This is a genomic window from Micromonospora sp. Llam0, assembly GCF_003751085.1.
Classification (GTDB): domain Bacteria; phylum Actinomycetota; class Actinomycetes; order Mycobacteriales; family Micromonosporaceae; genus Micromonospora_E.
Genome location: NZ_RJJY01000001.1, coordinates 4,524,412 through 4,550,419, shown reverse-complemented (window position 1 = coordinate 4,550,419; position 26,008 = coordinate 4,524,412). Strand labels below are relative to the sequence as shown.

Here is a 26,008-nt window from a genome sequence, read left to right as displayed (position 1 = left end):
CCAGACCCCGCAACCGCGATTGTCTGACGACTCGACTCTGTAGAATCGAGCCATCGGACGGTACGCCGGGGGGTGTACCGCGGGGTGAGGAGAATCGAGGGCATGGCAGTGGTGTCCGACATCCACGAGGCGACGTCCTTCGCCGGTATCTCCGGGACCGTCCACGAACGCGTCCGGGACTGGATGCGCTCGGCGATCGTCGACGGAACGCTCAAGGCCGGGTCACGGATCGTCCAGACCGAGATCGCGCAGCTGCTGGGGGTCAGCCCCACACCGGTACGCGAGGCGATGCGCGACCTGGCCGCCGAGGGCCTGATCAAGGTGCACGCCCGGAAGGTGGCCACGGTCACCGCCATCGACGCGGACGAGCTGCGCGACATCCGGCAACTGCGGGAAACCCTCGAAGCGCTGGCGGCCCGACTGTGCGCCGAACGGATCACCGAGGCGGAGCTCGCCGAGGCCGAACGGATGCAGGAGGAGATGGAACGCGACCCGGACCTCGGCAAGTACGTCGAGCTGAACCGGACGTTCCACGTCTTCCTGTACAACGCGGCACGGTCGCCACGTCTCACCCAGATGCTGCTGTCGCTGCGGTCGGCCACCCCCGGCATGCTCTCGGTGGCGTTCACCCGGTCCAAGGAGCGGCGACTCGACGGGCTCGACGAGCACCGGCGCTTCCTGAAAGCCTGCCGCGACCGGGACCTCGACGCGGCAGAGGCAATCTTCCGTACCCACTCGTCTCCTGCCTTCGACGAGATGGCGGCCCTGCTGGAGCGCCAACCGACCGACTGACGCCCCGGCCGTCCCGGCGGCCCCTGCTCGCGCGGACGCCACGGCTGGTGCGGATGCCCCGGCCGGCCCGGCCGTACCTCGGCGGAGGCCGGCCGTGAGCGGCGGTGACCGCCGCCCGGCCCGGACCCCGTTGGCCGCCGCCGTACCCCCGCTGCTGGTGTTCTTCAACCCGCTCACCCAGCTGGCGTACATCCCGATCTCGGTCGGCCTGGGCCGCAGTCTCGACCTGAGTCCGGCCCAGATCGGCATCACCATCGGCGCGCACAGCGTGGCCACGGCGGCCGCCGGTGTGCTCACCGGGCCGCTGCTCGACCTTGTCCCGGTCCGCCGGATCCTGCTGCCCGGGATGCTGGTCAACGCCGTCGTGTCGATCCTGCTGTGCCTATACCAGAGCTACGCCGTACTCACCGTCGGACGGCTGCTCACCGGCTTCGCCAGCGGCGCCGTGGCGCTCTGCGGTCAGGCGCTGGTGGCCGACCTGACCCAGGGCGACCCGAAGGCCCGCGACCGGGGCTACTCGATGCTGCAGACGTTCGTCAGCATGGGCGCCGCCTCGGCGCTCGCGCTGGGCGCGCTCGCCGCGTCGCTGCGCCAGCCGGTCATCGTGTTCGCGGTCGGCGCCGGCTACGCGACCGTCCTGCTGACCGTCGTACTCGTCGCCAGACTGGGCCGGGAACGCCCGCCCGCCAGCCATCCGGCCGACGTCCCGTTCGGACAACGTATCCAGCTGACCCTGCAGGCGATCCGACGGATGCTGGGCGAACGGCGCCGCCGCTGGCTGATCCTGTCCAGCATCGGCATCGGCCTGATCATGCAGGGCAGCCACTTCGGCATCAGCGTGCTCCTCGACCGGCTCCCCGACCTGAGCACACTGGAACGGATCGGCGTGTCGATCCTCATCCCCTGCGGGGTCTTCACCGGCAGCTTCATCAACCGGATGTCGCTGAAACGGATCAGCCGTGAACAGTTGTTCACCCGGCTCTACCTGGTCATCCCGCTCGCAGCGGCCGCGTACGCGGCGGTCGCGTTCGCCGGGCTGGACGTGGCGGCTGTCGCGCTGACCCTGGTCCTGCTCGGCACCTGCCTGGGCGCGCTCATGCCGCTGTCCATGGCGATCAGTGTCAACTGGAACCCGGAGCTGCGGGCGACCGCCGCCGCCACTGACGCCCTCTCCCGCAGCGTCGGTCAGACCACCGGTCCGATCGCCGTCGGCGCGCTGGTGGCCGTCGGCGGCGTCAGCACAGTCGGCGTGGTCGTCTTCGGCGCGACCCTGCTCGGGCTGGCCGCCTCCCGCAACATCTTCACCGCCAAGGCTTGACCGAGGCCGGGGTCTTTCGGAACCGACCGGTTACCGCGAGCGCGTACGCGCTCGGCTCGATCTTCAGGACCGGCCGTCCGACGGGTAGAGGGTCTGCAAATGGATCGGCAGCAGCATCGGGGACGGGACGATCCGGCGCTCGATGAATGCGATGACCTCGTGCTCGCGCAGGTCGGCTATTCGGGCGAAGGAGTGCAGATCGCCGGCGACCTCGCTGAGCTGATCGAGGTCGTCGGCGTAGCGGGCGAACTCCGCCCCGGTGACATAGAAGACCACGGTGGGCAGGTCAGGTCCGCCGTCGTCCGTTGGGCGCAGAAAGGGCTCCTCGGTGCCGGCCAACGCGCCGTTGGGCGTCACCACATAGTCAGCGGTCAGCGCCTCGATCAGCCGGGCCTGCTCGGCCGTGGCCGGCTCGACCAGGTCCGGCGGGAGCGACGCGTCGGTCCACGGCGGAGCCGATGCGATCTCGGGTACGAATGCCACGGGCACCGTGAAGTTGAGGGTGACCGTGAACATGCCGTTGTATACCGGAGACGCCGGCGGCTCTTCCTCCCATTCGCGCCGACGCACCCGGACGTAGAAGTTCGCGCTCGGCTTTATCTTCATGGCCGATTCCCATCTCCGGTGACCAACTCAGCCTAGTTGCCGCCCAGGACGGTGGGCGGTTCGGCGCGGTAGCCGGTGTTCTGCTGCTGCTTGACCACGCCGCCGCCGGGCGTCTCGACGCTGAACGCCTCCTCGTCGGTGACAATCTGCTGGCCGTCTTCGGCCGCGCCAGCGCCCGGGACACCGGTTTGGGACACGGCACGCCGCGCCGCCAGTTCTGGCGACACCGCGCCGGGCGCCTGGCGCGCCGCCGCCTCCGTGTTTCGCCCACGCAACTGGGTGGGCACCTCTTCGAGCCGGGACATGCCCGCGCCGCGAGCCGGCGGGGTGGGGGCGCCGAGGACCGGCGGGCCGGCGTCGTCGCGCGCGGTCCGCACGCCCAGCCACTCCGAGCCGGGCGGCGGCTGCTGCGACCGGGTGGCACCGGATCTTCCCCGCTCCGGCCGTCCAGGCCCGGTCGGCCTTTGCTGCGGCGGGGTGGTGCCGGGGCGGTTGAGTACCGGTGGGGTGGCTCCGGGGTGCAGCGGCGTACCAGGCTCCTGCGGGCCCCCGGCCCTGGCCGGTGGCATCAGCTCCTCCCGGCTGCCGGGCCGGCGCTGGTTGGGGCGCTGATTGTTCAGCACCGGCGGCGCATTGCTGCCCGGTGGCCGGGAGAACGCGTCCTCGGTCTCAGTCGGGCCGGGGACCACTGTGCGGTCCTCCTGGCCGGTACCCGCGCCCGGCGGCTTGCGGCCGACCGTACGACCGGGTGGCTGGGTCATCCCCGGCGGCAGGCCCGGTGCGCCGGTCTTTCCTTGCAGGACGCCCTTTTTGAGCCCGCCCGTGCCCGGGGACGGCGGGAGGGACGGCTGCCTCAGCGGCTTGTTGAGCGCGCTCGGTACGGTCCTGGGGCTCGTCGCGGGTGGCGTGGGCAGGCCCTGGTTGGTGCCGGGCACCGGTGGAGGAACGAAGCCGGGCACGGTGGCGGGGTTCATCGCCGGGAGGCCGCCCGGCACGCCGGGTGGCAGGCCAGGATCGGGTACGGCGCTTGGCGTGGGTTGGATCCGCGTGCCCAGGCCCGCGGGCGGCGCGGGCGGGTTCTGCGTGAGGTTCAGGATCCTCTGCCTCAGCGGAGGCGCAGGGGGAGCGGCCGGGGTGGTGCCCGGCACCGCGGGCGGTGGGGTGGCCAGCGGGACCGCGGGCGGCGCGATCGCCGGTGGCGCGACCGGGGGCGGGCCGCCGGGGAGCGAGGGGAACGGCGGATGCGGCGGGTTCATCACCGCGTCCATGGGGGTGAACAGCGGGCCGTGACCGCCGCCGATCTTGTTCTGCACGTCCCAGTACTGCTCGGCGTACTTCCAGGCGAGCGCCTGCGCCCTCTGGTTGTACTCCTTCTTCTTGTTGTTGACGTCCTCGATTTTCTCTTCCCTGCGCGCGGCATCCACGTCCCAGCGCCAGACCTGCCACGCCACCTCGAAACGCGTGCCCCAGTCGAGCTGCGCCGCTTCCCTGATCGCGCCCTCGTACTCCTGCCAGAGATCTTCCATCTCTTCGCGGGACTCACGTGCGATGTGGACGAGCGAGCGCAGCGCCGTGACGTTGTTCAGCGCGCTGTCCATCCACTCGTCGAGATAGGCGAGGGTCTCACCCGGGCCCCGCTTCATGAACGCGTCGCGCGCCTCGCCGTTCGTCCACCTCTCCTGGTAGAGCAGGTTGCTCTGCTCGAGGAGCAACTCTTTGACGCGGGACATCAGGCTGTACGCGTTCATCCATTGATCGGCCAACGCGGCGATATCCTCTGGGTGCTGGCCCATGATTTGCTGGCGGATGACGTCGATAATCTCCTGATTGTCCTCGCTCGCCGGCATGGTGAAGTCGACCTCTGTCGGCTCGGGCCTCACGTAGTGCGTGCCTTCGCCGTTCGGACCGGAGAAGTAGTACGCCTGCGCGCCCCAGTATTCAGCCATGGCCGCCTACCATCCCTCGCCGCTCTGGATGCGGTCGATCGCCTCGATCGCCGGGTCGTCGGGTGTGCCACTGCCACCCTCGGTCTGCTCGCCGATCGTGACGACGTGGCTTTCCTCGCCTTCGGCGTCCTCCCTGGTCGTGGTCTGCGAGCCGTCGGGGTTGGTCACCGTCTCGGTCGAACTCGTGGTGATGCCCTCGGCGTCCTGGTTGACCGTGCTGTGGGAGTACACGTCCCCGCTGTCGTACGTGGTGCGCTCCTCGGTGGTGCTGCCGTCCGGGTTCGTGGTCCGCTTCACGACAGTGTTGCCGTCCAGGTACGTCGACGTGGTCGTGCTGCTGGAGCTGAGCTGGGTGCCGTTCGCCGCGTAGATCGTCGTCGTGGTGACCGTCTGCGAGCTGTCCGGAACGTTGTACGTCCGGATCTCCATCCGCTGGCCGTTGGGGCCGGTAGCCATCCGGGTAATGCTGCCGTCCGGGTTCGTGCGCTGGCCGGCATCCGTCCACAACGGGCTCGCGGCCGGCGGTGCGGCGGTGTCGCCGTTGTCCAGGCTGTCGAAGTAGGCGTCCCAATACGTCGTGCCCTCGATCATCGGGGGCAGGCCGGACGGCCGCTCGGCACCCGGGACACCGAATGCGAATTCGATCGCGTTGAGGTCAGTGGCGGACCAGCCGTCGGTGCCGCCGTAGGAGTCGACGACGGTCTGCGCGGCTGACCCGACGTTCATCAGCGCCGTGGACAGGTGGCCAAGGTAGACCTGCAGCTCGTTGTAGTTGTTGAGCATCCTCGTCATGGTGTAGGCGCCCTCGGGCAGGACGGCGCCCTCCCACGCCTTGCCCGGCAGCGAGGCGAGCAGCGAGAGGCTGCCCATGTTGTCCAGGAGGAGTTTCTGAATGTCGACCACGTGCTGCGCGTACTCGGCCATGCCGTCGAGGTCAACGTCGATGTCGGCCTGGCCGTCGCTCCAGTCGAACCTCAGGTTCTCGCCCGTCGCGTTCTCGTACGGGTTCCCCCAGCCCTCGTACGGCAGGTCATCGTCCGGCACAAGCCCTCCCTGTCGGTTCCGGCAGACGCGCGGTCCACCACACTCCCCCAGTGTTGTCCCCGAACCGAGCGTAGCCGGGCGCGGCACGTGGGGATACCGGTTGGCGCACGTCGGCGCGAGACGTGGTAATGGCCTACATAACGGGCAATTACCCAGCCTTTGGCCTGGCCTGAGTGGACAGGAGACGCTACCCTCGGTTACGGAGACAGGGCCATGGGTCTCGTGTGTCCTGTGGGGAGGCTCTCCGGTAGCGGGGGGCGGGACAGAGAAACGGGGTGAACGCACCTTGACAGGTACTCCAGGCGTTGGCCAGGTATACGCCACGCAGGAGCAGCTCAACGCGATGGCGCAGCGGTGCCAGGACACCGGGGAGACGCTGGCCACCGGCATGGCGCAGTTGCTCGACCGGATCCAGTCGCTCAGTGGCGGCGGCATGAGCGGTGCCGCCAACAACGCGCTGCAGGGAGTGTCGGCTGACCTCAACTCGGGTCTCACGACGATCCTCAACGCGCTGGACGAGCTCTCCGGCAAGATCAGCAATGCCTCGTCGCAGTATGGCGTGAACGACGAGGATGCCGCGAACGAGATCCGTGCCGCCGCTGAGGCGACCGGTAACAGTACCGTCATCAACGCGCTGCGCGGCTGACCGTCGTCATCCCACCCGTCGAGAGAGTCGAGAGGCGACAGATCCATGGGTCAACCCATTACCTACAACTTCGGCCAGATCGCCGACGTGGCGACCGTCATCGGCACGTACCAGGGCAATATGGACCGCATGCTGGGCGAGCTGTACCAGTCCTTCACCCAGCTCTTCGCAAACGACTGGTCGGGCGCCGCTGGGCAGGCGTGCGACGAGGCCCGCATCAAGTGGAACCAGGGTGCGGACGAGATCAAGGAGGCGCTCATGCGCCTCGGCACGACGGTGGGTGCTTCGGCTGAGCGCATGCAGCAGGTCGACAACCAGCTCTCGGCCGGCTTCTAAACGAGGAAGTGCGCGCGAGCTGACATCCCGGCGGCGCACCCGGGCGTCCGGGGTGATCGCCGGGATGACGGCTGCGGCGAGTAGTGCCAGTACCCGCTACCCTTTCGGGTACCGCTGTCGTGGCTGTCGGGGGAGGTTGCTGCGGTGGAGCGTCCTGACTGGAACTCATTGAGCGGCATCATCGGCGATTTGAAGCGTGCCACTGCCGAGTTGCCCGATCTGCACAAGAAGATGCTGAAAGTCACGGGCACCGCCTGGTCCGACGACCGCATGATCAAGGCTGTGGTCGGCCCGCGTGGGCACCTGCTCGAACTCGACATCGATCCGCGTGTCTTCCGTAAGCCCAACTCCAAGGCGCTGTCTGCCGCGATCGTGCAGACCGTGCGGCTCGCTGTCGAGGACGCGACGCGGCAGAGTGCCGAGATCATCGACGAAACCCTGCCGAGTGACCTGCGTTCGGGCCGGCTCGCCGATGGCCTCGACATCACCAAGCTCGTACGCAGCCACGACGCTGATGTACGGCTGAAGGAGGACGAGGACGATGGGTAGCTTCGTCGAGATCAAGACGAGCATCGGCGACATCGTCGGCATCGCCAACCGGCTCAGCGATCGGGGCGGCACCCTCAGAGACGACATGCAGGGCGCAACCGAGCGAGTCACCGAGTTGGAGAACCACGAGGAGTGCTTGCCGCCCGACCAGTTCACCGAGCCGTTCCTGGTCAACTACCACCAGGCCGTCGACAACGGCGACGGCGAGACGATCCCCGCCAATCAGGCGATCAAACAGAGCGCCATCGGGCTCGGCCAGGCGCTGCAGGACCTGGGGGAGAAGGTCTCCACCGCCATGTGGAGCTACGCCGGCACCGACGATGACAACGCCACGGACATCAGGCAGACGGGCACCTGATCCGGCGCCACAGTCGACCACGCCGGGCCCGCCGACGGCGGTGAGCAGGGAAGGTGGCGGGTGAGCGACCACGTCCTCTCCGACATCCTGGACTGGTTCTGGGAGATCGAGGAGTGGATTCCGGGGATCCACAGCACCGTCGGTGAGATCATCTTCGGGCCTATCCCGCTGTCGGACGGGGCGCGCCTCTACGACCTGGCCGAGGCCTGGGGTGAGGTGGCGCAGGGACTCGCCGAGGCGTACGAGGAGGTGCGGCCCGCCGCCGACAGCATCATCGAGTCGTGGAGCGGCGACGCCGCGGCCATGCAGTTCGCCCAGCAGTGGATGAGCTACCTGGAGGCGTTGCGGACGACCGCCGACAGCGTCTCCTCGATGCAGCAGGGCGTGCAGGGCCTCGCGCTCCAGGTCGAGATGATGAAGTTCATGGCCGTGATCAACCTGATCATGCTGGCCGTCTCGCTCTACATCATCATCGCCGCCCTGATCCCCAGCGCCGGCGCATCACTGGGTGGGGTGCCGCCCGCCCTCGCGGCGTGCCGGACCGCGATGTGGGCAGCCGTCCGCAAAATCGTTCAGGCGATCACCGGCATCACGTTCCGCACCGCCCTCAAAGGGCTGGGTCAGTTCGCGACCCGGGCACTGCCAGCCGGCGTGCGGGCGGCACCCCGGGTGCTGCCTGCCGTGGTACGGGCCGCGCCCCGGGCTGCCACCACCGCCGGCCGGGGCCTTGGCACCGTCGCCAGGAACACCTTCACCCGGCTCACCCCGCGCAACGTCGTCGCGCGTACCGTCGCCGACCGGCTGGCCGGTCAGGCGATGAACCGTGCCGCCCGCACGGCGCTGCGTAACCAACTAGGCCGCGGTCTGGGCAGCCGGGCCGCGGCCAACGCCGCGCGTTCACAGGTGGCCCGCGAACTGCAGCAGCAAATTCTTGTCAGCTGGGGCGCGCGGACCGCAGCGCAGGCGGCGGGCCGGACGGCGGCCAACTCGGCGGCTCGCTACGCCGGCAACCGGATGATGGAGCGCGCCGTCCAGCAGGGACTCGCCCGGGCGGCGACCGAAGTCACTGAGGTTGCCTTCCGTAGAGAGTTGGCCAAGTACCTCGGCGTCCGGGTGGCCTTCGGCGCCGGCTTCCTCGGCGGCGGCGACCTGCTCGGCCAGGGCCTGCAGGTGCTCGACGGCAACCGCAGCGGCATCGACATGACCCAGACAGCGGTCACGGCGGCGCAGGGCGCGGCCTTCGGCCTCGGCATGTGGGGCGGGCTCGGTGGCCATATCCTCGGCGGCGCCGCCGCCGGCGGCGTGGTCGGCTTAGGCACCGTGATGGCCAGCGAAGGGGGCTTTGACTGGACGGATCCCGACGACTGGGCGAAGGTCGGGCACGAGGCCGTGAAAGGCGGCATGGCCGGTGCCATCTTCGGAGCCCAGAACAACCTGGAGATGGTACGCGTCAACGCGCCTTCGCGGATCGGCGGCGCCGACATCCACACCATGCCCGATTCACTGGCTGTCGGAAGCCGGGCACCCGGTGGTCTGCCCGGCGGTCTCGCTGGCGCGCGGAGCGGTGAGGGCTTCGCTCCAGGGCTCGGTGACGGCGTCGGGAGCCTGCCGGACGGCGACGGGATCGGCCTCCGGCGCGACGGCGAGTCCGCACCGCGCGCGCCGGAAGCCGAGGCGTCACGCGACGTCGTGGCGCCAGCGCTGCCCGTCGTAGACGCGTTGACGCGCAGCGAGGCGCTGCCCACGCGAGGCGGGGACGGCGGTGCGGGTCCGGGCCAGCGCCAGCCCGCCACACCCGCTCCCAGCAGCGGTTCGTCACCGCGCGCGCCCGATCAGGTCCGCGACGAGGGGGGCGCGGGGCCGGGCACGATCGAGCGGACGCCGGTGCCGGTCGAGCCGGTACGGGTCGGTGGCGACGCGCCGCCGCCGGGTGATCGGGTTGGCGGTCGGGTGCCGGCCGACGGCGACTCGGTCCGGCCCGGTGACCGGGCACCGTCCGGCGGCGAGGGGGTGCGGGCGGCGGACCGGCGCGGCGACGAGGCAGTTCCGATGGCGGCGCGGGCGGCTGCCGACGCGGCCCCCGTTCGCGATGCCGGGCGCTCCGGCGACGACGGCGCCGCCCGGGTGCCTGAACCGGATGCGCGGCAGCGTGAGAGCATCCCGCCCGCGGACCGGCCGGGCCCTGATCGCGCGCCGGGCCCCGACCGCGCGCCGAGCGCAGACCGTGTGCCCGGCGCAGAGGTACCGCCGCTCCGCGCTGAGACCCCACCCCCACGGGCCGAGAGCCCAGTTGCTCAGGGCGAGTCTCCGCCGCGCGCCCCAGACCTGGCGACGCGCGGCGACGGCGAGACGCAAGGCGAGAGGCTGGCCAGCGCCGGGGCTGAGCCCGGCCGCGCCCCGACGCCGGAGACGATCAGGCAGGGCACGGTCCGGATGGAGGACCATCCCGACTTTCCTGCGATGAAGCAAGAGTTGGAGGACCTTGGCTTCCGGGTCATCGAAGGCGCTGACGATGGCCCGCGCGTCGTCGTCAGGGACGTATACGACCAGAGTGGACGAACGCTGCTGAGGCGCGACCAAGAGGTTCGGCTGCCAGGCGGCATCCGGTTCCTCGACGCTGACCACGAGCGCGGTCACGTCTACCAGATGATTGATCGCAACCGTTTTCCGGATGGCCCACCGGCGTCAGAGGCGGTCCGAGAGCGTCCCGATGGAGTGCAAAAGAAGTTTCCGCTGGCTCCCAACCAGTTGAGCGGCAAGAAGGACGTCATCGTCGAGTACCACGTCCGGCTGCAGGAATTCATCAGGCTGGCGAGGCGTGGAGTCGATCCCGAGGTCCTGGCCGAGCACGCGCGTGGGGTCGACGAATGGCGTCAGCGACACAGGTCGGCTACCGGAGGGCGGTACAACAAGGATGCCCGTTGGGCTCGGGAGCATTTCCCGGACATACCGGAGCTGGCGCGCGAGGCGGATGCGCTTCGGGTGGAGAGAGGGCTCGAAGGCCGCAGCCCGGCAGTGCCGCCACGTGTCGATGGCGGCGGCCCGTTCATGGGGAAGAGCGACGCGGGGACGCGTCTCGATGGCGACGTCCCGCCGCTGCACGATCCGGATGCGCCGGGTCGGGGTGGCGACGAGTCCGTCCCGGGACGGGACCACGAGGGCTATTCGCGTGGGGACGAGTCAGGAGACCGAGCCGACCCGGCTGACAATCAGGACGTCTCCACCGGCGCCTCCGTCCGCCCGCGCGACGACGTTGAGGCATGGCACTGGGCGGATCAGGCGTATGACCGGTTCCGGGCTGATGACAATGATGTTCGCGACATCGCTGCGAATCTGGCCGATACTGAACGGCCAAGCGGCCGGGTTGGATTCACCCCGGACGAGATTGCGCAGATCAAACAACACCTGATGGTGAATGAACACCTCGTGCACGATTACGATTCGGGTGGATACGTCCGGCAGAGATTTGACGCGGACCCGAGCATCGCCGAGGCCTGGATCCGCCTTCGTGAAGGCCGGCACCTGGATGCCGATCTCACACTTCTCGAGCACGAACTGGCGGAGTCTGGCTACATGAGAGCGCATCCGGATGCGACGTACCCGGAGGCGCATGCGTATGCTAACGAACGGTACGACTGGTCACGGGTCATTCCTGACCGCACCGGCGAAGACTTGGACATTTCGTGGGGACGGGAGAATTTAGTTGGCGATTCTGCTCGATTTTCAGAAGACCAGGGAAGACAGTCGGGAGGTCGAATACATTTTCGGGATCCCGGAGAAGATGGACCGCCGGTTGGTGATCGAGAAGGCGTCGGAACAGGGGAGGCCACTGGACGGGGACCGGAACCACCAGTTCTCGGCGGTGTTCGTGAAGATTCTGCGCTATCACCAGGCGCAGAACAGGTGGCCGGCGAAGGGCTCGTACGCGGCGTAGCGGGCGAGCGGGTCCCGTACCGGCTGGTGCCGGTCGAGCCGGTGCCCGCGACCCGGGTCGCCGAGGTGCCCGACGCGGTGGCCGCCGTGATCGACCAGCACGTCACCGGCCTGCTCGACGGGCGCGACGTGGACGCGGCGGACCAGCCGTACCGGGCCACGTGGGATCCGGAGTCGGGCACGCTGACCGTGCACTACCCGGACGGACTGGAGGCCCGCGTCGTACTCCAGGTCAACTCGTCGCTGCCACCCGGCCATCCCACGGTGCTGCGCCCGACGATGGAGTTCGTGCACGGTGCCTGGCGGCAGGCCGACGCCGCCGGTGTGATCCTGCCCGCGCACGCGCCCCCGGACGGTGTCACGCGCACCGACTTCGTCCACCAGGAAATCGACAACGCCTGGCGTGCCCTGCACGAGGAACTGCGCGACCTGCTTCCGGCCGTGCCGCTGCTAGACGCGCCTCGCGCGGACGGCCCGGCGCCTGCCCCACGGACCGACGAGGTGCCGCTCGCGGTGCTGGAGGAGGGCAACCCGGACGTGCCGGTCCTCGACGCGGGCCAGGTGACGTTCCGGGACGCCGTGCCCGCCGACCCGCGCCCGCACCCGCCGTGGACGCCGGAGTCGATCCGCGATGCTCTCACCGACCGAAACCAGCCCGAGCCGGTTGTCCGCGCGATCGCGGACCATCTGGCCGACCGCGCCGACGACGGGTCGTTCGCGCCCCGATCCGCAGTGGAGGTCACGGCGACGCTCGCCCGGTTGGAGCAGGAGGCCGCGCAGATGGTGGCCGGCTCCGGAGCGGACCGCACCGGGATCGACACGTCCTCGGCTGTGGGCGGCGCGGCGGCCCGGGCCGGTCATGACGGCACGCCGGCTCACATCATGCCGGAGCTGGCACCCAGCGAAAACTTCCCGCCGCACGTCACCCGCACCGGTGCCGACCTGCCGCAGCAGGTCTACGAGTTGGCGGCCAGGGCAAAGGAGAACCTCCTCGCCAGGTACCCCGAGCACGCGGTCCAGGCGCGGATCCGCGACCTGGATGCCATCGTCGCCCGGGCCGACGCGCTGGACGCGGCCGCCGCCCGGGCCCGGGCCACCGGCGATCTCGGCGAGTTGGTGCAGAGCGTGCGAGATCTGAGCCGGTCGGTCAACGACTACGCCGACCAGTACCGCAACTGGCGCGACTTCACCCGCGACGGCGAGCACGCCGACCCCGGCTGGCGCGACGTCGACGGCATCGACCCGCTCAATTCGGTCGAGATGGCGAACCGGGCGATCGGCATCGACCCGTCGACCCACCGGTTCCACGTCATCGACCAGGCCATCGCCGTCGCCAAGATCGAAGAGATTCTCGGACCGGAGTTCGCCGCGCACGCGCTCCAGACGCTCGACCGGGTGGTGCCCAAGGATCCCGACTCGGTGCGCGCCCTGGTCCCGCCCGAGGCGGTCACGCCGGAGCTGATGCGCTGGGTCGAGGGACCGGCGCGCGGTGGCTACGACACCCGCATCGGCGCTACGTTCATCGATCCGAGGTCCAGCGGCGAGCCGCGGCCGATCAGCGCCTTCGCCGCCACCCTGGTGCACGAGAGCATGCACTCGCTGCAACCCAACGCCGCACTGGTGATCGCCGCCATGGCCGAGTCCGGCTACCCGCCGGCCGTCCGCGACCTGGTCCGCGCCCACCTGCGGTTCGAGGCCGAGTTCGGGGCGTTCGCGGTGCAGCGGCACTTCGTGGAGGGTCTGGCCGGCTTCCGCCCGGCCGAGCATTCGTCCGACGCCCGGGTGCCGAAGGCGGACGGCCTGCGCGAGCTCGCCGACTGGACCCCGCAGCAGATCGAGGATTTCGTCCGCAGCAGGTACCTCTCCGAGGAGGGCAGGAGGCTCGTCGGGCCGGACGTGGTGGGCCGGCACCCCGAGCTCACCATCGAGAACAGCGTCAACCGCGCACGCCTGGCCATTCTCGAGGCCAACCACCCGCTGCCGGGTGAGCGGCAGCACGGCACACTGTATGGTCCGGTCACCGCGCGGATGGCCGAACAGTACGGCATCGACCTGCATGCCATCGGGCAGCGGCAGGGCGAGACCGTCGCCCCGCCGCTGCGCGACGAGGCGCCGGCGGGGGAGCGCGCCAATGCAGCGGAGCCCGGCGTCCGGGATCCGGACACGCTCATGGAGGAGCGCGGTAGAGGACCCGAGGAAGACGACGTGCCGCATCCGGACGTGCCGCCCCTCAGCGACCGGATCGACGACGCCCCGGGCTATTCGGCGCCGGTGCGCGCCGCCGACCTGCACCCGGACTCGCGGACACCGCTGCTGCCCGGCCACGGCGCGCAGCTGCTTGCCGACCTGCGCGGCGACCACGCGTACACCGTCTCACGTACTGAGGCGCTGCTGTCCGGCCAATGGGCCGGGTTGCGAGACTCCAGCCCGCCGGTGGCGGTGGCCCGCCCGGACTCGCCGTTCAACGCGGCTGCCGAGGCGCAGGTGCGACGGGTAGCGGTCGCGGACGCCAACGGCCACCCGCGGGCGGTGACGGAGATGACGCTGCGAATCCGGTACCAGGCCGATCCCGCACTGACGCCGGAAGCGCTCGACCGCGCGCGGTCGAACCTGCTCGACGGCACCGACCTGTACTTCAACCACCAGCACCGGCTGCCCGACGGCTCGCAGTTCCACCTGCGGGTGGAGTTGGAGCGGGTGGAGTTCGACCCGCATGCGCGCATCACCGACGTGGTGACCCTGCACCCGGGCCGAGGCAACGACCCAGGCGACTCGATCAACCAGATGTCCTGGCACGCCGAGATGGACCCGGTGGTCTTCGCCCATGAGGTGGGCCACCACCTCGGGCTGGCCGACGAGTATGTGCAGCCCGGTGCCGAGGGCCGCCGGACGTTGACCGCGCAGAGCGCCCGGCTGGACGCCAGCGTGATGGGGCATGCCCGGCTGTTCTGGGCCGATGGTGGGCTGGTCCGGGACCACGCCGGTCAGGCCGTGCCCGCGCTCGCCGGGCTGCGTGACCGCCACCTGGCTCAACTGGGCGAGATGCTCCCCGGCCTGGACCTGGCCCGCGGCGCTGACGGACCCGCCGCGCGCGACGGGGCGGACGGGCGCGGCGGTGTGGACGGGCGCGGCGGTGTGGAGAGGCCGCGACACCGGGACGCCGACCCGCTGCCCGTGGACGCCCTGCGCCTACCGTCGCACGTACAGCGACTGCTGGAGACCTTCCACCCGGACGGCCACGCCCTGCTCGACCACGCCCGCCGGCTGGACCGCATGCATGCACTGTTCGGCGACCGCGTGTCGGTGGACCGCATGACCGGTGATCACCTGCGCTACACCGACGCGTTGGTGGGCGCGGCCAGCCGGATCTATCAGGCGGCGCCCGACTTCTCCTTCTCGGCGCGGGACCTGGGCCGGCTGCGCGCCTTCGCCGACATGTTCGGCGCGCGGGTCGGCGGCCCGTTGCCCGATGCGGAGGCGATGGTGCGGCACGCCCAGGACGTGCTGGGCGGCGAGGGGGCCACGGTGCGGCAGGTCGACGGCCTGGCCCGGCTGGCACAGTGGTTCGAGGCCACCGGCGGCGTACGGCTGGCCGGGGAGTCCCCGGCCGCGGCGCTGCGGCGCGCGGCCGGCGAGCTGCTCGGCGATGCCCCCGGCCCAGCGGCGGCGCGCGTGGCGACGGACGTGCTGACACGGGCGGCCGAGGCCGGTCACCCGATGCCGGACTGGCGCACCGTCGACCAGTTCCGGCTCGGCGACGACGGCGGGCTGCGGTTCGGCGACGACGGCCGGCCGCTCGCCGAGCCGCCCCGGGTCAGCGAGGTCGGGGCCACCGGGCGGCTCGTACCGTCGCGGGACTTCGCCGAGCCGCAGACGATGCGCCGGTGGGACGAACTGCACGCCGGGCGGTTGGATGAACTGGTGAACCAGGTCAGGGTCCGCACCGACCTGTCCGTGCCGGAGAAGATGAGGTTCATTCAGGACGAGTTGCTTGCCCGGTTCGGTTACCAGCCGGCACGCGTCGAGGGCAACCTCGACATGATGAACCTGCGGTTCTACGAGTGGCAGAGCGGCGAACTGTTCATCCACGCGTCGGCAATGATGCTGCGCCCGGAGGCGACCATCGAGGTCGCGTACGAGCCGCACCAGCACTTCACCGAGTTCCGTGACGACGTGTCCGACGCGTTCCTGGCCAACCTCGGCGACGTACCGCAGGGCCTGACCCGCGACCTGGTCGACCGGGCCGTGCTGTGGCGTTCGGTGCGCGGCCTGCCGCTGGACGACTTCGACCCGGTGGCACTTGCCAACCACCTGATCGACATGCAGGTACGGCCGCTGAAGAACGCGCTCGCCATGCGCGACCGGCTGATCCGCGAATACAGTATCGATCCGCACCGGGTGCGGCTGAGCTACGACGACCAGCCGCGCGAGGTGCACTACGCGAACAGCAAGTTCCGGCGGGCCCACCTGGTGGCGCTGCCGAAGGTACGTGAGTCGCCCGTACAGGCCCGGCAGGCGATGGCCGACGCCATGCGCGGGGACGGCGAGCGCGGCGCGCAGCGCGAGGCACGGGCGCGGCAGGTCGCCCAGGAGATCTACGCCCGGCACGAGACGCCAGGGACGCCGAAGAAGTACGCGCTGCTGTGGGTGCGCCGTACCCACGTACCGATGGGCGCGTTCATGGACACCAAGCCCGAACTACTGCGCCAGACGATCGAGACGATCCGGGCCTCGGACCCGGACCGGCAGATCATGCTGATCGGCGACGATCTGTTCGAGGGCCGACCGCAACTGCGCGCGCAGTTCGCGGCGGAGGGCGTCCTGACCGGCGTGGACCTGCAGACCCTGCAGCACTTCTGGGAGCGCCCGGACGGGCGCCTGGGCCACGGCGAGCAGACCCTGTTCCTGCACTACCTCAACCTCGAGCGCGACATCGTCCAGATCGGCATGGAGAGCGGGGCGCTGGAAACGGCCATCACGATGGGCGTACCCACCGTCTACTTCCAGGGTCTGGAGCACGTGGGCGACAAAGGCGTGCGCTGGCAGCTCTACTGGGACGAGTGGTCGTACGGGCACAGCGTGCAGGCCCGCAGCGAGGACGGCAGCCCACTGTTCTTCGAGTCGCGGCGGCCGATCATGGAGTTCCACCCGGCCGGCGAGCGGCTGCCCCCGCCGCTGAACACGATCCGGCGGGTCGAGTTCGGACCCGGCCTGCCCGATCCGGCCGACCGGTTGACGCCGCCGGTGGCCGTCTACTACCCGGCTACCATTTCGGCCACCGCGGACCGGGTGATCCAGCTCGTGGAGCGCGGCGAGCTGCAGCGCTGGTCGGAACGGATGGGCCGGTCGTGGTCGGCGCAGGAGGACGGATGGCGGGCGTGGGACGCGGCCGAGTGGGACGCCAGCCACTACTACGCCGGCCAGGCGTACCAGTGGCTGCACGCCGAGCCGTCCGACATGGCGGCGGCGGCGCACCGGTGGTCGGCGCTCGGACACGCCCTCGCCGGCGTTCTCGATCCGCACAGCCGGGACGTCGCCGGGGCGTACCGGGAGGGCGGGTTCCACGCCGACGGGCCGCTGCCCGACCAGCTGGCGGCCCGGCTACGGGAGGCGTACGACGCCTCACCGGCGGAGCGCGGCCAGGCAGTGGTGCGGGTCCTGCAGGACCTTCTCGACGTGCCCGACCTCAGCAGCCGGGCCAGTTCGGACCTGCGGATGCTGCGGCTGACGCCGGACGAGATCGCCAAGCTGCGCGAGGCGATCGAGCACGTGGTGAACGCCCGCAACGCGCAGCGCGTCATCGAGCCCTGGGACACGCCGCCGGGCACGACCGGCCAGCCGCCCGCCGGACCCCAGGACCGGTAGGCCGTACGCTCGCAACGTCGCGCCTGCTCCGGCCGGGGCGGGCGAGAGCAGGAGGTACTCCACGTGTCGCAACCGGAGGTCGACGGCCGGATGGCCCCGCGGGTCCACTACCGGTTCGGGAACGAGTTTTCGCCGGCCAACCGGCACGGGCGGGTCGAGCTGACGGTGACCGCCGACGGCGGCGCGCGGCTCGACCACCACGACGTCGCCCGGGTCCGGCGGTGGACGGCGCGGCTGGACCCGGTGGTGTGGCCGCGGCTGCTCGACGAACTGCGCCGGTCCTCCTTCCCGGTCGTCGAGGTGCCGCCGATCCCACCCGGCGGTACCAGCCACCAGATCGAGGTGGTCGGTGCGGATCTGGCCGGCGAGCTGGTGCTGGCCCGCGCTGCGGCGTCCGGCGCCGGGCTGGCCGGGGCGCTGCGGATCCTCGATTCGCTGGTGCACCAGCTCAGCGGCGGTGCGGTACGCGCCACGCGGGACGAGCTTCCGCCGGTGGCCCACTGGATCGTTGCGGAGCCGGCCGAGGCGGGGGCGGCGGCCGGTGCGGCCTCCTTCGGCATGGTGGGCGGCGCGCCGGCATACGCGGTCACAACGCCGGAGAACTCGTTCCGCCTGTTCTCCGTACCGGACGGGGAGCCGCGCGGCGCGTCCACCCGGTCCTCCGCGCCGATCCGGGCGCTCGCCCTGGGGGCGGCCGGTGCGCGGGAACTGCTGGCCACCGGCGGTGACGACCAGATAGTCAAGGTCTGGGACGTCAACACCGGCGCAGAACTGCACGCCCGGGGCGGCCCCGAGGGTGCGGTGCGCGCGGTGACGGCCCCGGTGGTGGGCGGCGACGGCTGGATCTTCGCGGCTGGCAGCGACGGCCGGGTCTGGTCGTGGCGGATGGCCGGTGGGGTCATCGAGGAGCGCGGGGCGATCTCCGGATGGACCGGGAGCCTCAACGACGTGTGCTTCGCCCGGGTCGCGGATCTCGACCTGGTCGCCGCAGGCGGCGACGAGGGCGTCGTGTACGTATGGAACGTCGCGGACGGCTCCAACCTGCACACGCTCAGCGGCCACCAAGGCTGGGTGAACGCGGTATCGATGATGGGCAGCGGGCGGAAAGGGCTGCTGGCATCGGGCGGCGCCGACGGCGTCGTACGGGTCTGGGATCTGGCCACGGGCAAGCAGGTGCATTCTCTTGTCGGCGAGGCCGCAGGTGCGAGCGGCGTGGGCCAAACCGCTGGGGTGACCGGCGTGGTGTTCGGCGAGGTGGCCGGGCGGCCCGTCGTGGCCTCCTGCGCCCTGGACGGGATGCTGCGCCTGTGGGATGTCACCTCCGGTGACGCGCTGGGCGCCTGGCCGTGCGGCGGCGACTGGCCCAGCGGGATCGCGGCCGTACAGACCGGCGACCGGTCCATGATCGTCACGTCCTGTGCGGACGGGCCGGTGCGTGGCTGGGACGTGGCCGGCGGCCGGCTGGTGCTGGAGTTGACCGCTGACGCGCTGGGTGGCGCGGTGACCGCCCTGGCCGCCGGGCGGTCCGGCGACCGTACGCTGCTGGCCACCGGCTACCCCGATGGTGGCATGCGCCTGTGGGACGCGGCGAGTGGCTCGCCGGTCCGGACCCACCGCCCGGCCGACGGGCGGGTCGCGTCTGTCGCGTTCGGGCTGTCCGGTGGCGCCCCGGTACTGGTGACCGGCGACGCGACCGGCACGGTACGCGTCGACGACGTGGGCAGCGGCGAGGTGCTGTCCGTGCCGACACCGCACACCGGTTCCGTAATGGCGCTGGGCTTCGCGGCGATCGGCGACCGCGACGTGGTGGTGTCCGGCAGCGCGGACGGCACGGTGCGGATCTGGGATGCGGTCACCGGGGCGCCGCTGCGGCGGATGCTCGGTCACCTGGCCGCGGTGACGGCCGTGACGGCCGGGCGGGTCGGCGACCGGATGGTGGTCGTCTCGGCCGGCCGGGACCGGGTGGTACGCACCTGGGACGCGGCCACCGGAGAGCCGCTGCACGGCGGCCACGGGCACCCGGCGCCGGTGTACTGTCTCGCTTTCGGCACGCTGGAGCACCGCCCCGTGATCGCGTCGGGCGGCCAGGACGGCACGGTACGGATCTGGGAGGCGGCTACCGGCGCGGAGCTGCACGTGCTGCCCGGCAACGACGGCACCGTGACCGCGCTGGCCTTCGGCGCGACCGACGGCACCAGCTTCCTCGCCGTGGCGACCGACGATGACGCGGTGCGGGTGTGGCGGCTGCCGGACGGCCTTCTGGCCCGCGAGACGAGGCTGGCGCAGCGGCCGATGGCGGCGCTGTTCTCGGCGCCTGACCGGTTCTATGTCGCTGGCCGATCCGGATTGGCCGTAGTGGACATTATCTGAGTCGCGCGTGGGGTCGCGGCTGTCAGCACGTCCGTACCGTCGCTCAGCGTGTGAGAATAGGCGGGGCCGCGCCGGAATCGCACGAGGGGGAACGCAGCGGATGCAGGCAGACCGCGTTGTCGAGGCGCTGCGACGGCACGTGTTCCAGCCCGGCGAGGACATGGCGAAGCGGTTCGCCGAGCCGGAGCGGGTGACGGTGCTGTCCACCACCCAGGGCCTGTATGAGGCGGAGCCCGCAGGCTGGCGGATCGGCGCCGCGGCGTGGGTCGACAGCGCCGTCCGGGTGGCCCGGGACAGCTCGCTGGAGAACTTCGTCGCCACGTACGGTTTCGTCTTCTCCCGCGACGGCGGCACCCTCTTTCTCAACGACGCGGCGGCCATCCGGGAGCTCGGCCGGGGACTCGGCGCGGGTCTCGACCCGCTGGCGTACGCCGAACTGCTGGCCGAGCTGTACTCGGGCCAGCGGATCGACGACCCGGTGGTCTTCTCCTTCGCGGCCACCGCCGGCTTCCGGCCCGGCTGGCTGATCGCGAACGTCGAGGAGTTCCTCCGCAAGAATCCGTCGGTTGATCCGTCCCTGGTGTTTCCGCCGCGAGTGAGCGAGGAGGGCGGGGTCACCCGGATCGACTTCCTCTCGCACAACTACTACCTGGTCGAGTTCGGCGCGGCCATCGACATCTACCAATGGACGGTGACCGCGTCGGCGGGCCAGCCGGCCTTCTGGGCGCGCGAGCCGGTAGCGCAGCGGCTCACCCTGCCGCCGTCCTAGCCGGCCGTGTCCCCGCTGGCCAGCGCGCCGGGCGTCAGCCCACGCCGGGTGTCGGGCCGGTCTCGGTCAGCCGGACCGCACAGGACGGGTTCTGACCGGTGCGTTCCACGAGAAGCTTGCCGTCGATGTGGATCTGGCAGCGGATCTTCGACAGCAACGGGTTCGTGTGGGTGCCCGGCACGTCGGTGTCGAAGCGGAAGGAGCCGATGAGGCGGACCCACTCGACGTCCGGATGGCGCACGGTGACCTCGTGTGTCCAGGACGCGGCGAACTCCGTGACGCCCGTTTCGAACCCCGTGTCCTGGGTGTAATAGGCAGATATGTCGGCAAATGCTCGGTCGCCCACCATGTTGAGGTCGTAGCGGACCTGGTAGGACACCGGATCCGGTCCACCGCAGCCCGAGACCGCCAGCACGAAGGCGGTCACCACGGCGGCCGGGAAGGCGAGGCATCGCATTCCTCGGAGCCTATGCCATCCCACCCGGGTCACGGGCCGGCCACCTATTCTGGCTGGGGTGTACGTCAATGCGGGGTGGACCGGTTGGGGTGTGATCATCGTACCGCTGTGGGTGCTGTCCGTGTGTGGCGGGCCGTACGCGGCGGTGCGGCTGCTGTACGACCTGGCCGTGCAGGGTGACGACGGCATCGACCATAGTGGTGTTCCGCTCGGCGGCCTGGCGGTCGGCCTGCTCGCCGGTGGCGCGGTCATCTCCCTGCTCGGGCTGGCACTGAACCGGCGCCGGGGGCCCGGCGGTGGCTGGATCTGGACCGAGCGGCACGCGTTCGCCGACATCCCGGTGGAGAACGTTGGCCGGCACACGTTCGTCGCCGGCGCGCTGCTGCTGCCCCTCGGTGCCGTCGGCTTCCTGCCCGCGCCTGCGGTGTGGGCACTGGTCGCCGGCTGGACGGCAGTCGTGATCGGCGCGCTGGTGTGGCACCGCCGCGCGAAGGCCCGGGCCACCGGCCGAGCGCGCACTCAGTAGGCTCGAACCCGGGGAGGTGTCCGAGATGACCCAGCCGGCGCGGCCGCCCATACCGGGCGCGCGGCACGCGTTCCGGGTGGTTCACGCCGGTTCGCCGATGCTGCGGATCCGGTACCGGCGCGGCGTGGCGTTCGGGCCGCACGGCTTCCCGGACTGGACGCCGTACGCCCGGGCCCTGGTCGAGCTACCGCCGACCCCGTCCGACTTCGGCATGGACGAGGCGCGCGTGCTGGACGTGCTGACCGCCAACGAGACGATGACCCGTACCGGTGACCAACTATGGGCGGCGGGCACCGGCACACCGGTGGGCTGGACCTGGGCACACCTGGCCGGCACGCGGCGACTCGCGCTGGTGCCGATCGAGTTGCACGGCGCCGCCCGGCACCTCGGCGGGGTCAGCACCGGGGCCGCCGACCGCAGCCGGCGCGGCCTGCCCGTCGCGGACGGACCGCCGCCGCCGATCCACTTCGCCGCGCGCCTGTCGCCCGAGGCGGTGGGCAAGGTGGAGGAGCGCCTGGGGTACGCGCTGCCGCCCGCGTACCGTGACTTCCTGGTCCGCACCAACGGCGGCCGACCGGCGTGGCCGGCCGTCCACCCGCGCTTCGGGTTCGTGGTCGACCAACCGTTCTTCGGCGTCGCCCGGCAGGACTGGCTGCAGGACCTGGTCTACGCCAACGCGTGGTTCGGCGACCGGCTCACCGCCGAATTCCTCGCGGTCGGGTATGTGCAGGGCGGCCTGATCGCGGTGCGGGTGCGCGGCGGCGACGAGGGCTCCGTCTGGTACTGGGACGACGACGATCCCCGCGACACGGACGCGTACGGCGCGGCTGATGTGGCGGACCGGCTGATGCACCGGTGCGCCGATGGTTTCGCCGCCTTCTGGCGCGCGCTGCGCGAGGTGCCCTCGTCGCTGCGGGCGATCGCCGAGCGCGACGCGGCCGGTGGTCACGCGTCGCCGGTGTGGGACGAGCGGATGGGTGCCGACCTGCCCGCCGCCAGACGCGCGCCGGAGGTCCTGCCGTGACACCGTCGTGGGAGCCCGCGAACGAGACCGAGCGGGCGATGGTCCGCGCCCTGCTGGTCGGCGACCGCCAGGAGTTCTTCCGCATCCTGGCGTTCAGCGACCTCTACCTGCCGCAGCGCACCACCGACCAGGGCGGGCCGCAGCGACTGATGACCATGCAACTGTTCGAGCAGACGTTCCTGCCGGTGTTCACGTCGATCGAGGGCATGGCGGCGCAGGTGGGGGGTGCCGCCGACGGGTACGCGGTGACGAACTGCGCCGAGCTGCGGCGCAAGTGGCCCAACCCGCAGTGGCGGCTGGCCGTCAACATCGGCTCGCCGATCGACATGTACCTGCCGATCGAGTCGGTGCAGGCGGCCGCGCTCGGCGACATCGTCGTCCCGACCGTGTCAGAAATGGTGGCCGAGGCCGAACAGGCGCCGGCGGAGGGTGACATCGACCCCGACGGTTACATTCAGGACCTGCTCGACACGGTGGTGCTGCTGCCGACCCTGGACGAGGTGCCGGACCCCAACCAGATCCTGGCGGACGGCTTCCCCTGGCGGCCGGTCGGCACCGAGGAGGCACCGTTCATCGAGGTCTTCACGTCCGAGGAGACGTTCGCCGAGGCGTACCCTGAGCCGGTGCCCGCCGTGACCGTGGCGTTTCCGTTCGTGCTGTCTCTGTGGCCGGAGGGGCACAATCTGGCGGTCGACCCGCGTACCGCGCAGGAGTTGACGGTGCCGAGTGAGCACGTACAGATGCTCCTGCTGCTCGGCGCACCTGAAGACGCGGAGGAGGACGAGCGGTGAAGGCCTCATGAGGCGGCTGGCCCGCGCCGTCGCGGTCGCGGCGGCCGGGGTGGTCGCGGCGGGCCAGGTCGCGCCGGTTTCGGCGCTGGCCGGTGTCGTCGCGCCGGTTTCGGCGCTGGCCGCGCCCATCTGCGCCGATCCCGGCGAGGCCATCGACCCGGTGCCCTGGCCGCAGCGGATGCTCGGGCCGGAGCGGATCTTCCCGTTGACCAGGGGCGGTGGGGTGACCGTCGCGGTGCTCGACTCCGGAGTCGACGCCGGCCACCCGCAGTTGGCCGGCCGCGTCGAATCCGGATTCGACGCGGTGGCCGGCGGCGGGTCCGCGGACGGCGACTGCCTCGGTACGGGCACGCAGGTCGCCGGCGTGATCGGCGCCCAGCAGGAGCGCCCGGGCGGACTCACCGGCGTGGCACCCACCGCCCGGATCCTGCCGATCCGGGTGGTGGCCGACCGGCTCTCCGGCGAGGGCGCCGATCCGCAGGCGCTCGCGCAGGGCATCAATGCGGCCATTGACGGCGGCGCCGACGTGATAGCCGTGTCGACCATCACGTACCGCGACTCGCCGGCCCTGCGCGCGGCGGTGGACCGGGCGGTCTCCAGCGACGTGCTGGTCCTGGCCGCCGCCGGTGACCTCGGCGACGGCGAGAACCCGACCCCGTACCCAGCCGACTACGACGGCGTGATCGGCGTCGGCGCGATCCAGCAGAGCGGCGAGGTCTGGCCCAGGTCGCAGCGTGGCGACTACGTCGACCTGGTGGCGCCGGGCGTCGGCGTGGTCACGCTGCAACGGACACGCGGCCGAGCGGTGGTCGACGGGACGGGGGTGGCCTGCGGCTTCGCGGCCGGCGCGGCGGCACTGCTGCGCGCCCGGCGCTCCGACCTGACCGCCGAGCAGGCCGCCCGGCAGTTGCTGAGCACTACCATCCCGGCACCCGGCGGGTCCGGGTACGGCCACGGCATCGTCAACCCGTACTCGGCGGTGCACGACAGCCTGGCCGACGGCGGTGAAGCGCAGCCGTTGCCCGCGCTCGGCAAGCCGTCCAGCGGGGGGTCACCCGCCTGGGCGCGCAGCCGCGACCTCGCTCTGGTGGGCACCGGGCTGGCGGTCGCCGCGGTGCTGACCGTACTGGTGCTGTCGGTCGCACTGCCGCGGGGCCGGCGGCGGTTCTGGCGCTCGGCGGTGGCTCCCGCGCCGACGCGGCGGGACGAATCCGAAGAACCCGGCCCGCCCGTCATGCTCTTCGACTGAGCACCCCTCGGTGTCAGTCGGCGGGGGCCGCCGAGGCGGGGCGGGTGGCCGCGACCGGGTCGAGCGTCGGTCCGGTGGGTATCCGCGAGACCAGCGTGGTCGGCACGTCGGTCGCCTGGGCCGCCGGGTAGCCGAGCTGCCCGAGGACGGTCGCGTTGGGCACCGGAAACTTGATGCCGAGGTCGGTGACGACGTAGTACGGGCCGGCATCGGCGGTCGGCGCGCCGAGCACCCGGACGACGGCGACCTGGCCCGGCGGCACCAGCACATAGTCGGCGAGGATCACGCCGTCGCGGGTGACCGAGCCGGTCGGTACCGCCTCGTCGAGGCCGACCACCGTACCGCCGACAGAGGTGATCGTCGGTACGGCGCGCGCGTCGCTGGTGACCGCGCACAGCGCGTCGCCGGTGGCCGGTCGGATCAGCGCGGGCGGCGTCGCGGGCGGCGCGCTGTCTCCGGTCGCTGGCCGCACCTGGCTGCTGACCGGTGCCGACGTGGCCTGGGACACAGGTATCTCGATCGGCTCCACGGTGAACTCGGCGCGCAGGATGTTCTGCTGCAGTTCGGTGATCGGAGCGAGCCCGTCGTCGAGGACGAGGTAGTACTGCGGCCCCGAGCCGGTCTGCGTGACCAGCACGTCGCCGATCGTCCAGCCGTCCACCTCGCTGGACGGCTGGTTGTGCCCGCTGAACGCGACCCGTTCGATGGCGTTGCCGGCGGGTAGCGCGTTGAGCCACGCCGCGCCGACCGGTGCGGCGTTGACCGCTCCGAAGAGGGCGGGCACGACGTTGCGGGCGTCGCGGATCAGGAACCGGCGGCCGTGCCAGACGAGGTAGGTCGCGTCCTGCCGGGAGTCGCGGACCAGGACGCCCTCCTCGGCCAGCGACCGCCCGCCGACCGGTGCCCGGGACACGACCAGGGAGACCGCCTCGACGGTCCGGCCGGTGTCGGCCCCGCTGGGTGCCGAGCAGACAGTCCAAGGCAGACCAACCTGCCTACTGGCCGGTGCCAGCGAGTTGGGCGCGCCCGGAATACCGATCGTGACGCCACGGGGCGCGCTGGTCAGCGAGTTGCTCGCCACCCGGAACACGGGCGCGTCGGGGCGGCCGGAGGCCAGCACCGCCGACGCGTAGTTGAGCGTCGGGTGCAGCTTGCCCTGCAGGTAGATGAAGCTGGCGCCGGTCTCCTTTTCGATTACGACCGCGCCGTCGGCCCGCCACCTGTCGCTGCCGACCTTGGTGATGATGCCGTAGATGCCGAACCCGGCGGCTACCAGGACGGCGATCATCAGGCCGCCGAAGATCGCGCCGATACCGCGGCGGAGCGGGGACTGCTGCGGGTCGGTCTCGCGCATCACGAAGGCGGAGATGACCCGCTGGGTGAGGAACTGGTACGAGTGGAGCTGGTCGCGTCGCGTGGCCATGTCCGG

At 71.4% G+C, this 26,008-nt stretch carries 18 protein-coding genes; 13 read left to right on the top strand and 5 right to left on the bottom strand.

Annotated elements, in window-relative coordinates; genetic code table 11:
• Positions 1 to 102 precede the first annotated feature (102 nt).
• Entirely contained in the window at positions 103 to 792 is a 690-nt protein-coding gene (locus tag EDC02_RS19845; protein WP_123603254.1) for a GntR family transcriptional regulator, read from the top strand.
• Positions 793 to 886: 94 nt separating this feature from the next.
• A complete protein-coding gene (locus EDC02_RS19840) occupies positions 887 to 2,110 on the top strand; it encodes an MFS transporter (protein WP_123603253.1) in 1,224 nt (407 codons plus the stop codon).
• A 63-nt stretch (positions 2,111 to 2,173) separates the two neighbouring features.
• Here EDC02_RS19840 and EDC02_RS19835 read toward each other — a convergent pair whose 3' ends face one another.
• From EDC02_RS19835 to EDC02_RS19825, 3 genes are read right to left on the bottom strand one after another with little or no spacing between them, the layout of a single operon-like run.
• The gene (locus EDC02_RS19835) at positions 2,174 to 2,716 is read right to left on the bottom strand and encodes a hypothetical protein (RefSeq protein ID WP_123603252.1); all 543 of its coding nucleotides are present in this window, start codon (positions 2,714 to 2,716) and stop codon (positions 2,174 to 2,176) included.
• Positions 2,717 to 2,748: 32 nt separating this feature from the next.
• Positions 2,749 to 4,662, bottom strand: a complete 1,914-nt coding sequence (locus EDC02_RS19830) for a hypothetical protein (RefSeq protein WP_123603251.1) — start codon at positions 4,660 to 4,662, stop codon at positions 2,749 to 2,751.
• Between the two features lie 6 nt (positions 4,663 to 4,668).
• On the bottom strand, positions 4,669 to 5,706 hold the full coding sequence (locus EDC02_RS19825; protein ID WP_199757921.1) for a hypothetical protein: 1,038 nt from the start codon (positions 5,704 to 5,706) through the stop codon (positions 4,669 to 4,671).
• A gap of 286 nt (positions 5,707 to 5,992) precedes the next feature.
• On the opposite strand from EDC02_RS19825, the gene EDC02_RS41710 reads away from it, so the two are divergent.
• The 7 genes from EDC02_RS41710 to EDC02_RS19790 all read left to right on the top strand — a co-directional run bounded on the left by EDC02_RS41710 (position 5,993) and on the right by EDC02_RS19790 (position 20,532).
• Complete coding sequence (locus EDC02_RS41710; protein WP_255500456.1) at positions 5,993 to 6,352, top strand: WXG100 family type VII secretion target; 360 nt, start codon at positions 5,993 to 5,995, stop codon at positions 6,350 to 6,352.
• A gap of 45 nt (positions 6,353 to 6,397) precedes the next feature.
• On the top strand, positions 6,398 to 6,688 hold the full coding sequence (locus EDC02_RS19815; RefSeq protein WP_123603248.1) for a WXG100 family type VII secretion target: 291 nt from the start codon (positions 6,398 to 6,400) through the stop codon (positions 6,686 to 6,688).
• Positions 6,689 to 6,832: 144 nt separating this feature from the next.
• Positions 6,833 to 7,237 (top strand): YbaB/EbfC family nucleoid-associated protein, encoded by a 405-nt coding sequence (locus EDC02_RS19810; protein ID WP_233606065.1) that lies wholly within the window; start codon positions 6,833 to 6,835, stop codon positions 7,235 to 7,237.
• Positions 7,230 to 7,595 carry a hypothetical protein gene (locus tag EDC02_RS19805; RefSeq protein ID WP_123603246.1) on the top strand — a complete coding sequence of 122 codons (366 nt, stop codon included), beginning with the start codon at positions 7,230 to 7,232 and terminating at the stop codon, positions 7,593 to 7,595. The genes EDC02_RS19810 and EDC02_RS19805 overlap by 8 nt, the downstream gene beginning before the upstream one ends.
• A gap of 60 nt (positions 7,596 to 7,655) precedes the next feature.
• Positions 7,656 to 17,393 carry a hypothetical protein gene (locus EDC02_RS42535; protein WP_123603245.1) on the top strand — a complete coding sequence of 3,246 codons (9,738 nt, stop codon included), beginning with the start codon at positions 7,656 to 7,658 and terminating at the stop codon, positions 17,391 to 17,393.
• Between the two features lie 63 nt (positions 17,394 to 17,456).
• Entirely contained in the window at positions 17,457 to 19,763 is a 2,307-nt protein-coding gene (locus EDC02_RS19795; protein WP_123603244.1) for a WD40 repeat domain-containing protein, read from the top strand.
• A gap of 100 nt (positions 19,764 to 19,863) precedes the next feature.
• Positions 19,864 to 20,532 (top strand): hypothetical protein, encoded by a 669-nt coding sequence (locus EDC02_RS19790; RefSeq protein ID WP_123603243.1) that lies wholly within the window; start codon positions 19,864 to 19,866, stop codon positions 20,530 to 20,532.
• Between the two features lie 34 nt (positions 20,533 to 20,566).
• Here the strand turns inward: EDC02_RS19790 and EDC02_RS19785 are convergent, their stop codons facing one another.
• On the bottom strand, positions 20,567 to 20,959 hold the full coding sequence (locus tag EDC02_RS19785; RefSeq protein ID WP_158632243.1) for a hypothetical protein: 393 nt from the start codon (positions 20,957 to 20,959) through the stop codon (positions 20,567 to 20,569).
• A 121-nt stretch (positions 20,960 to 21,080) separates the two neighbouring features.
• On the opposite strand from EDC02_RS19785, the gene EDC02_RS19780 reads away from it, so the two are divergent.
• Genes EDC02_RS19780 through EDC02_RS19765 form a run of 4 tightly spaced genes read left to right on the top strand, consistent with a single transcriptional unit; the run spans position 21,081 to position 24,579 of the window.
• Positions 21,081 to 21,515, top strand: a complete 435-nt coding sequence (locus tag EDC02_RS19780) for a hypothetical protein (RefSeq protein WP_123603241.1) — start codon at positions 21,081 to 21,083, stop codon at positions 21,513 to 21,515.
• Positions 21,516 to 21,540: 25 nt separating this feature from the next.
• Complete coding sequence (locus tag EDC02_RS19775) at positions 21,541 to 22,539, top strand: SMI1/KNR4 family protein (RefSeq protein WP_123604963.1); 999 nt, start codon at positions 21,541 to 21,543, stop codon at positions 22,537 to 22,539.
• Positions 22,536 to 23,330, top strand: a complete 795-nt coding sequence (locus tag EDC02_RS19770; RefSeq protein WP_123603240.1) for an SseB family protein — start codon at positions 22,536 to 22,538, stop codon at positions 23,328 to 23,330. Before EDC02_RS19775 ends, EDC02_RS19770 begins: the two co-directional genes overlap by 4 nt.
• Before the next feature lie 7 nt (positions 23,331 to 23,337).
• Positions 23,338 to 24,579: a S8 family serine peptidase gene (locus EDC02_RS19765; protein ID WP_123603239.1), complete on the top strand. Its 1,242-nt coding sequence runs from the start codon at positions 23,338 to 23,340 to the stop codon at positions 24,577 to 24,579.
• A gap of 13 nt (positions 24,580 to 24,592) precedes the next feature.
• Here EDC02_RS19765 and eccB read toward each other — a convergent pair whose 3' ends face one another.
• Positions 24,593 to 26,002: a type VII secretion protein EccB gene (gene eccB / locus EDC02_RS19760; RefSeq protein WP_123603238.1), complete on the bottom strand. Its 1,410-nt coding sequence runs from the start codon at positions 26,000 to 26,002 to the stop codon at positions 24,593 to 24,595.
• Positions 26,003 to 26,008 lie beyond the last annotated feature (6 nt).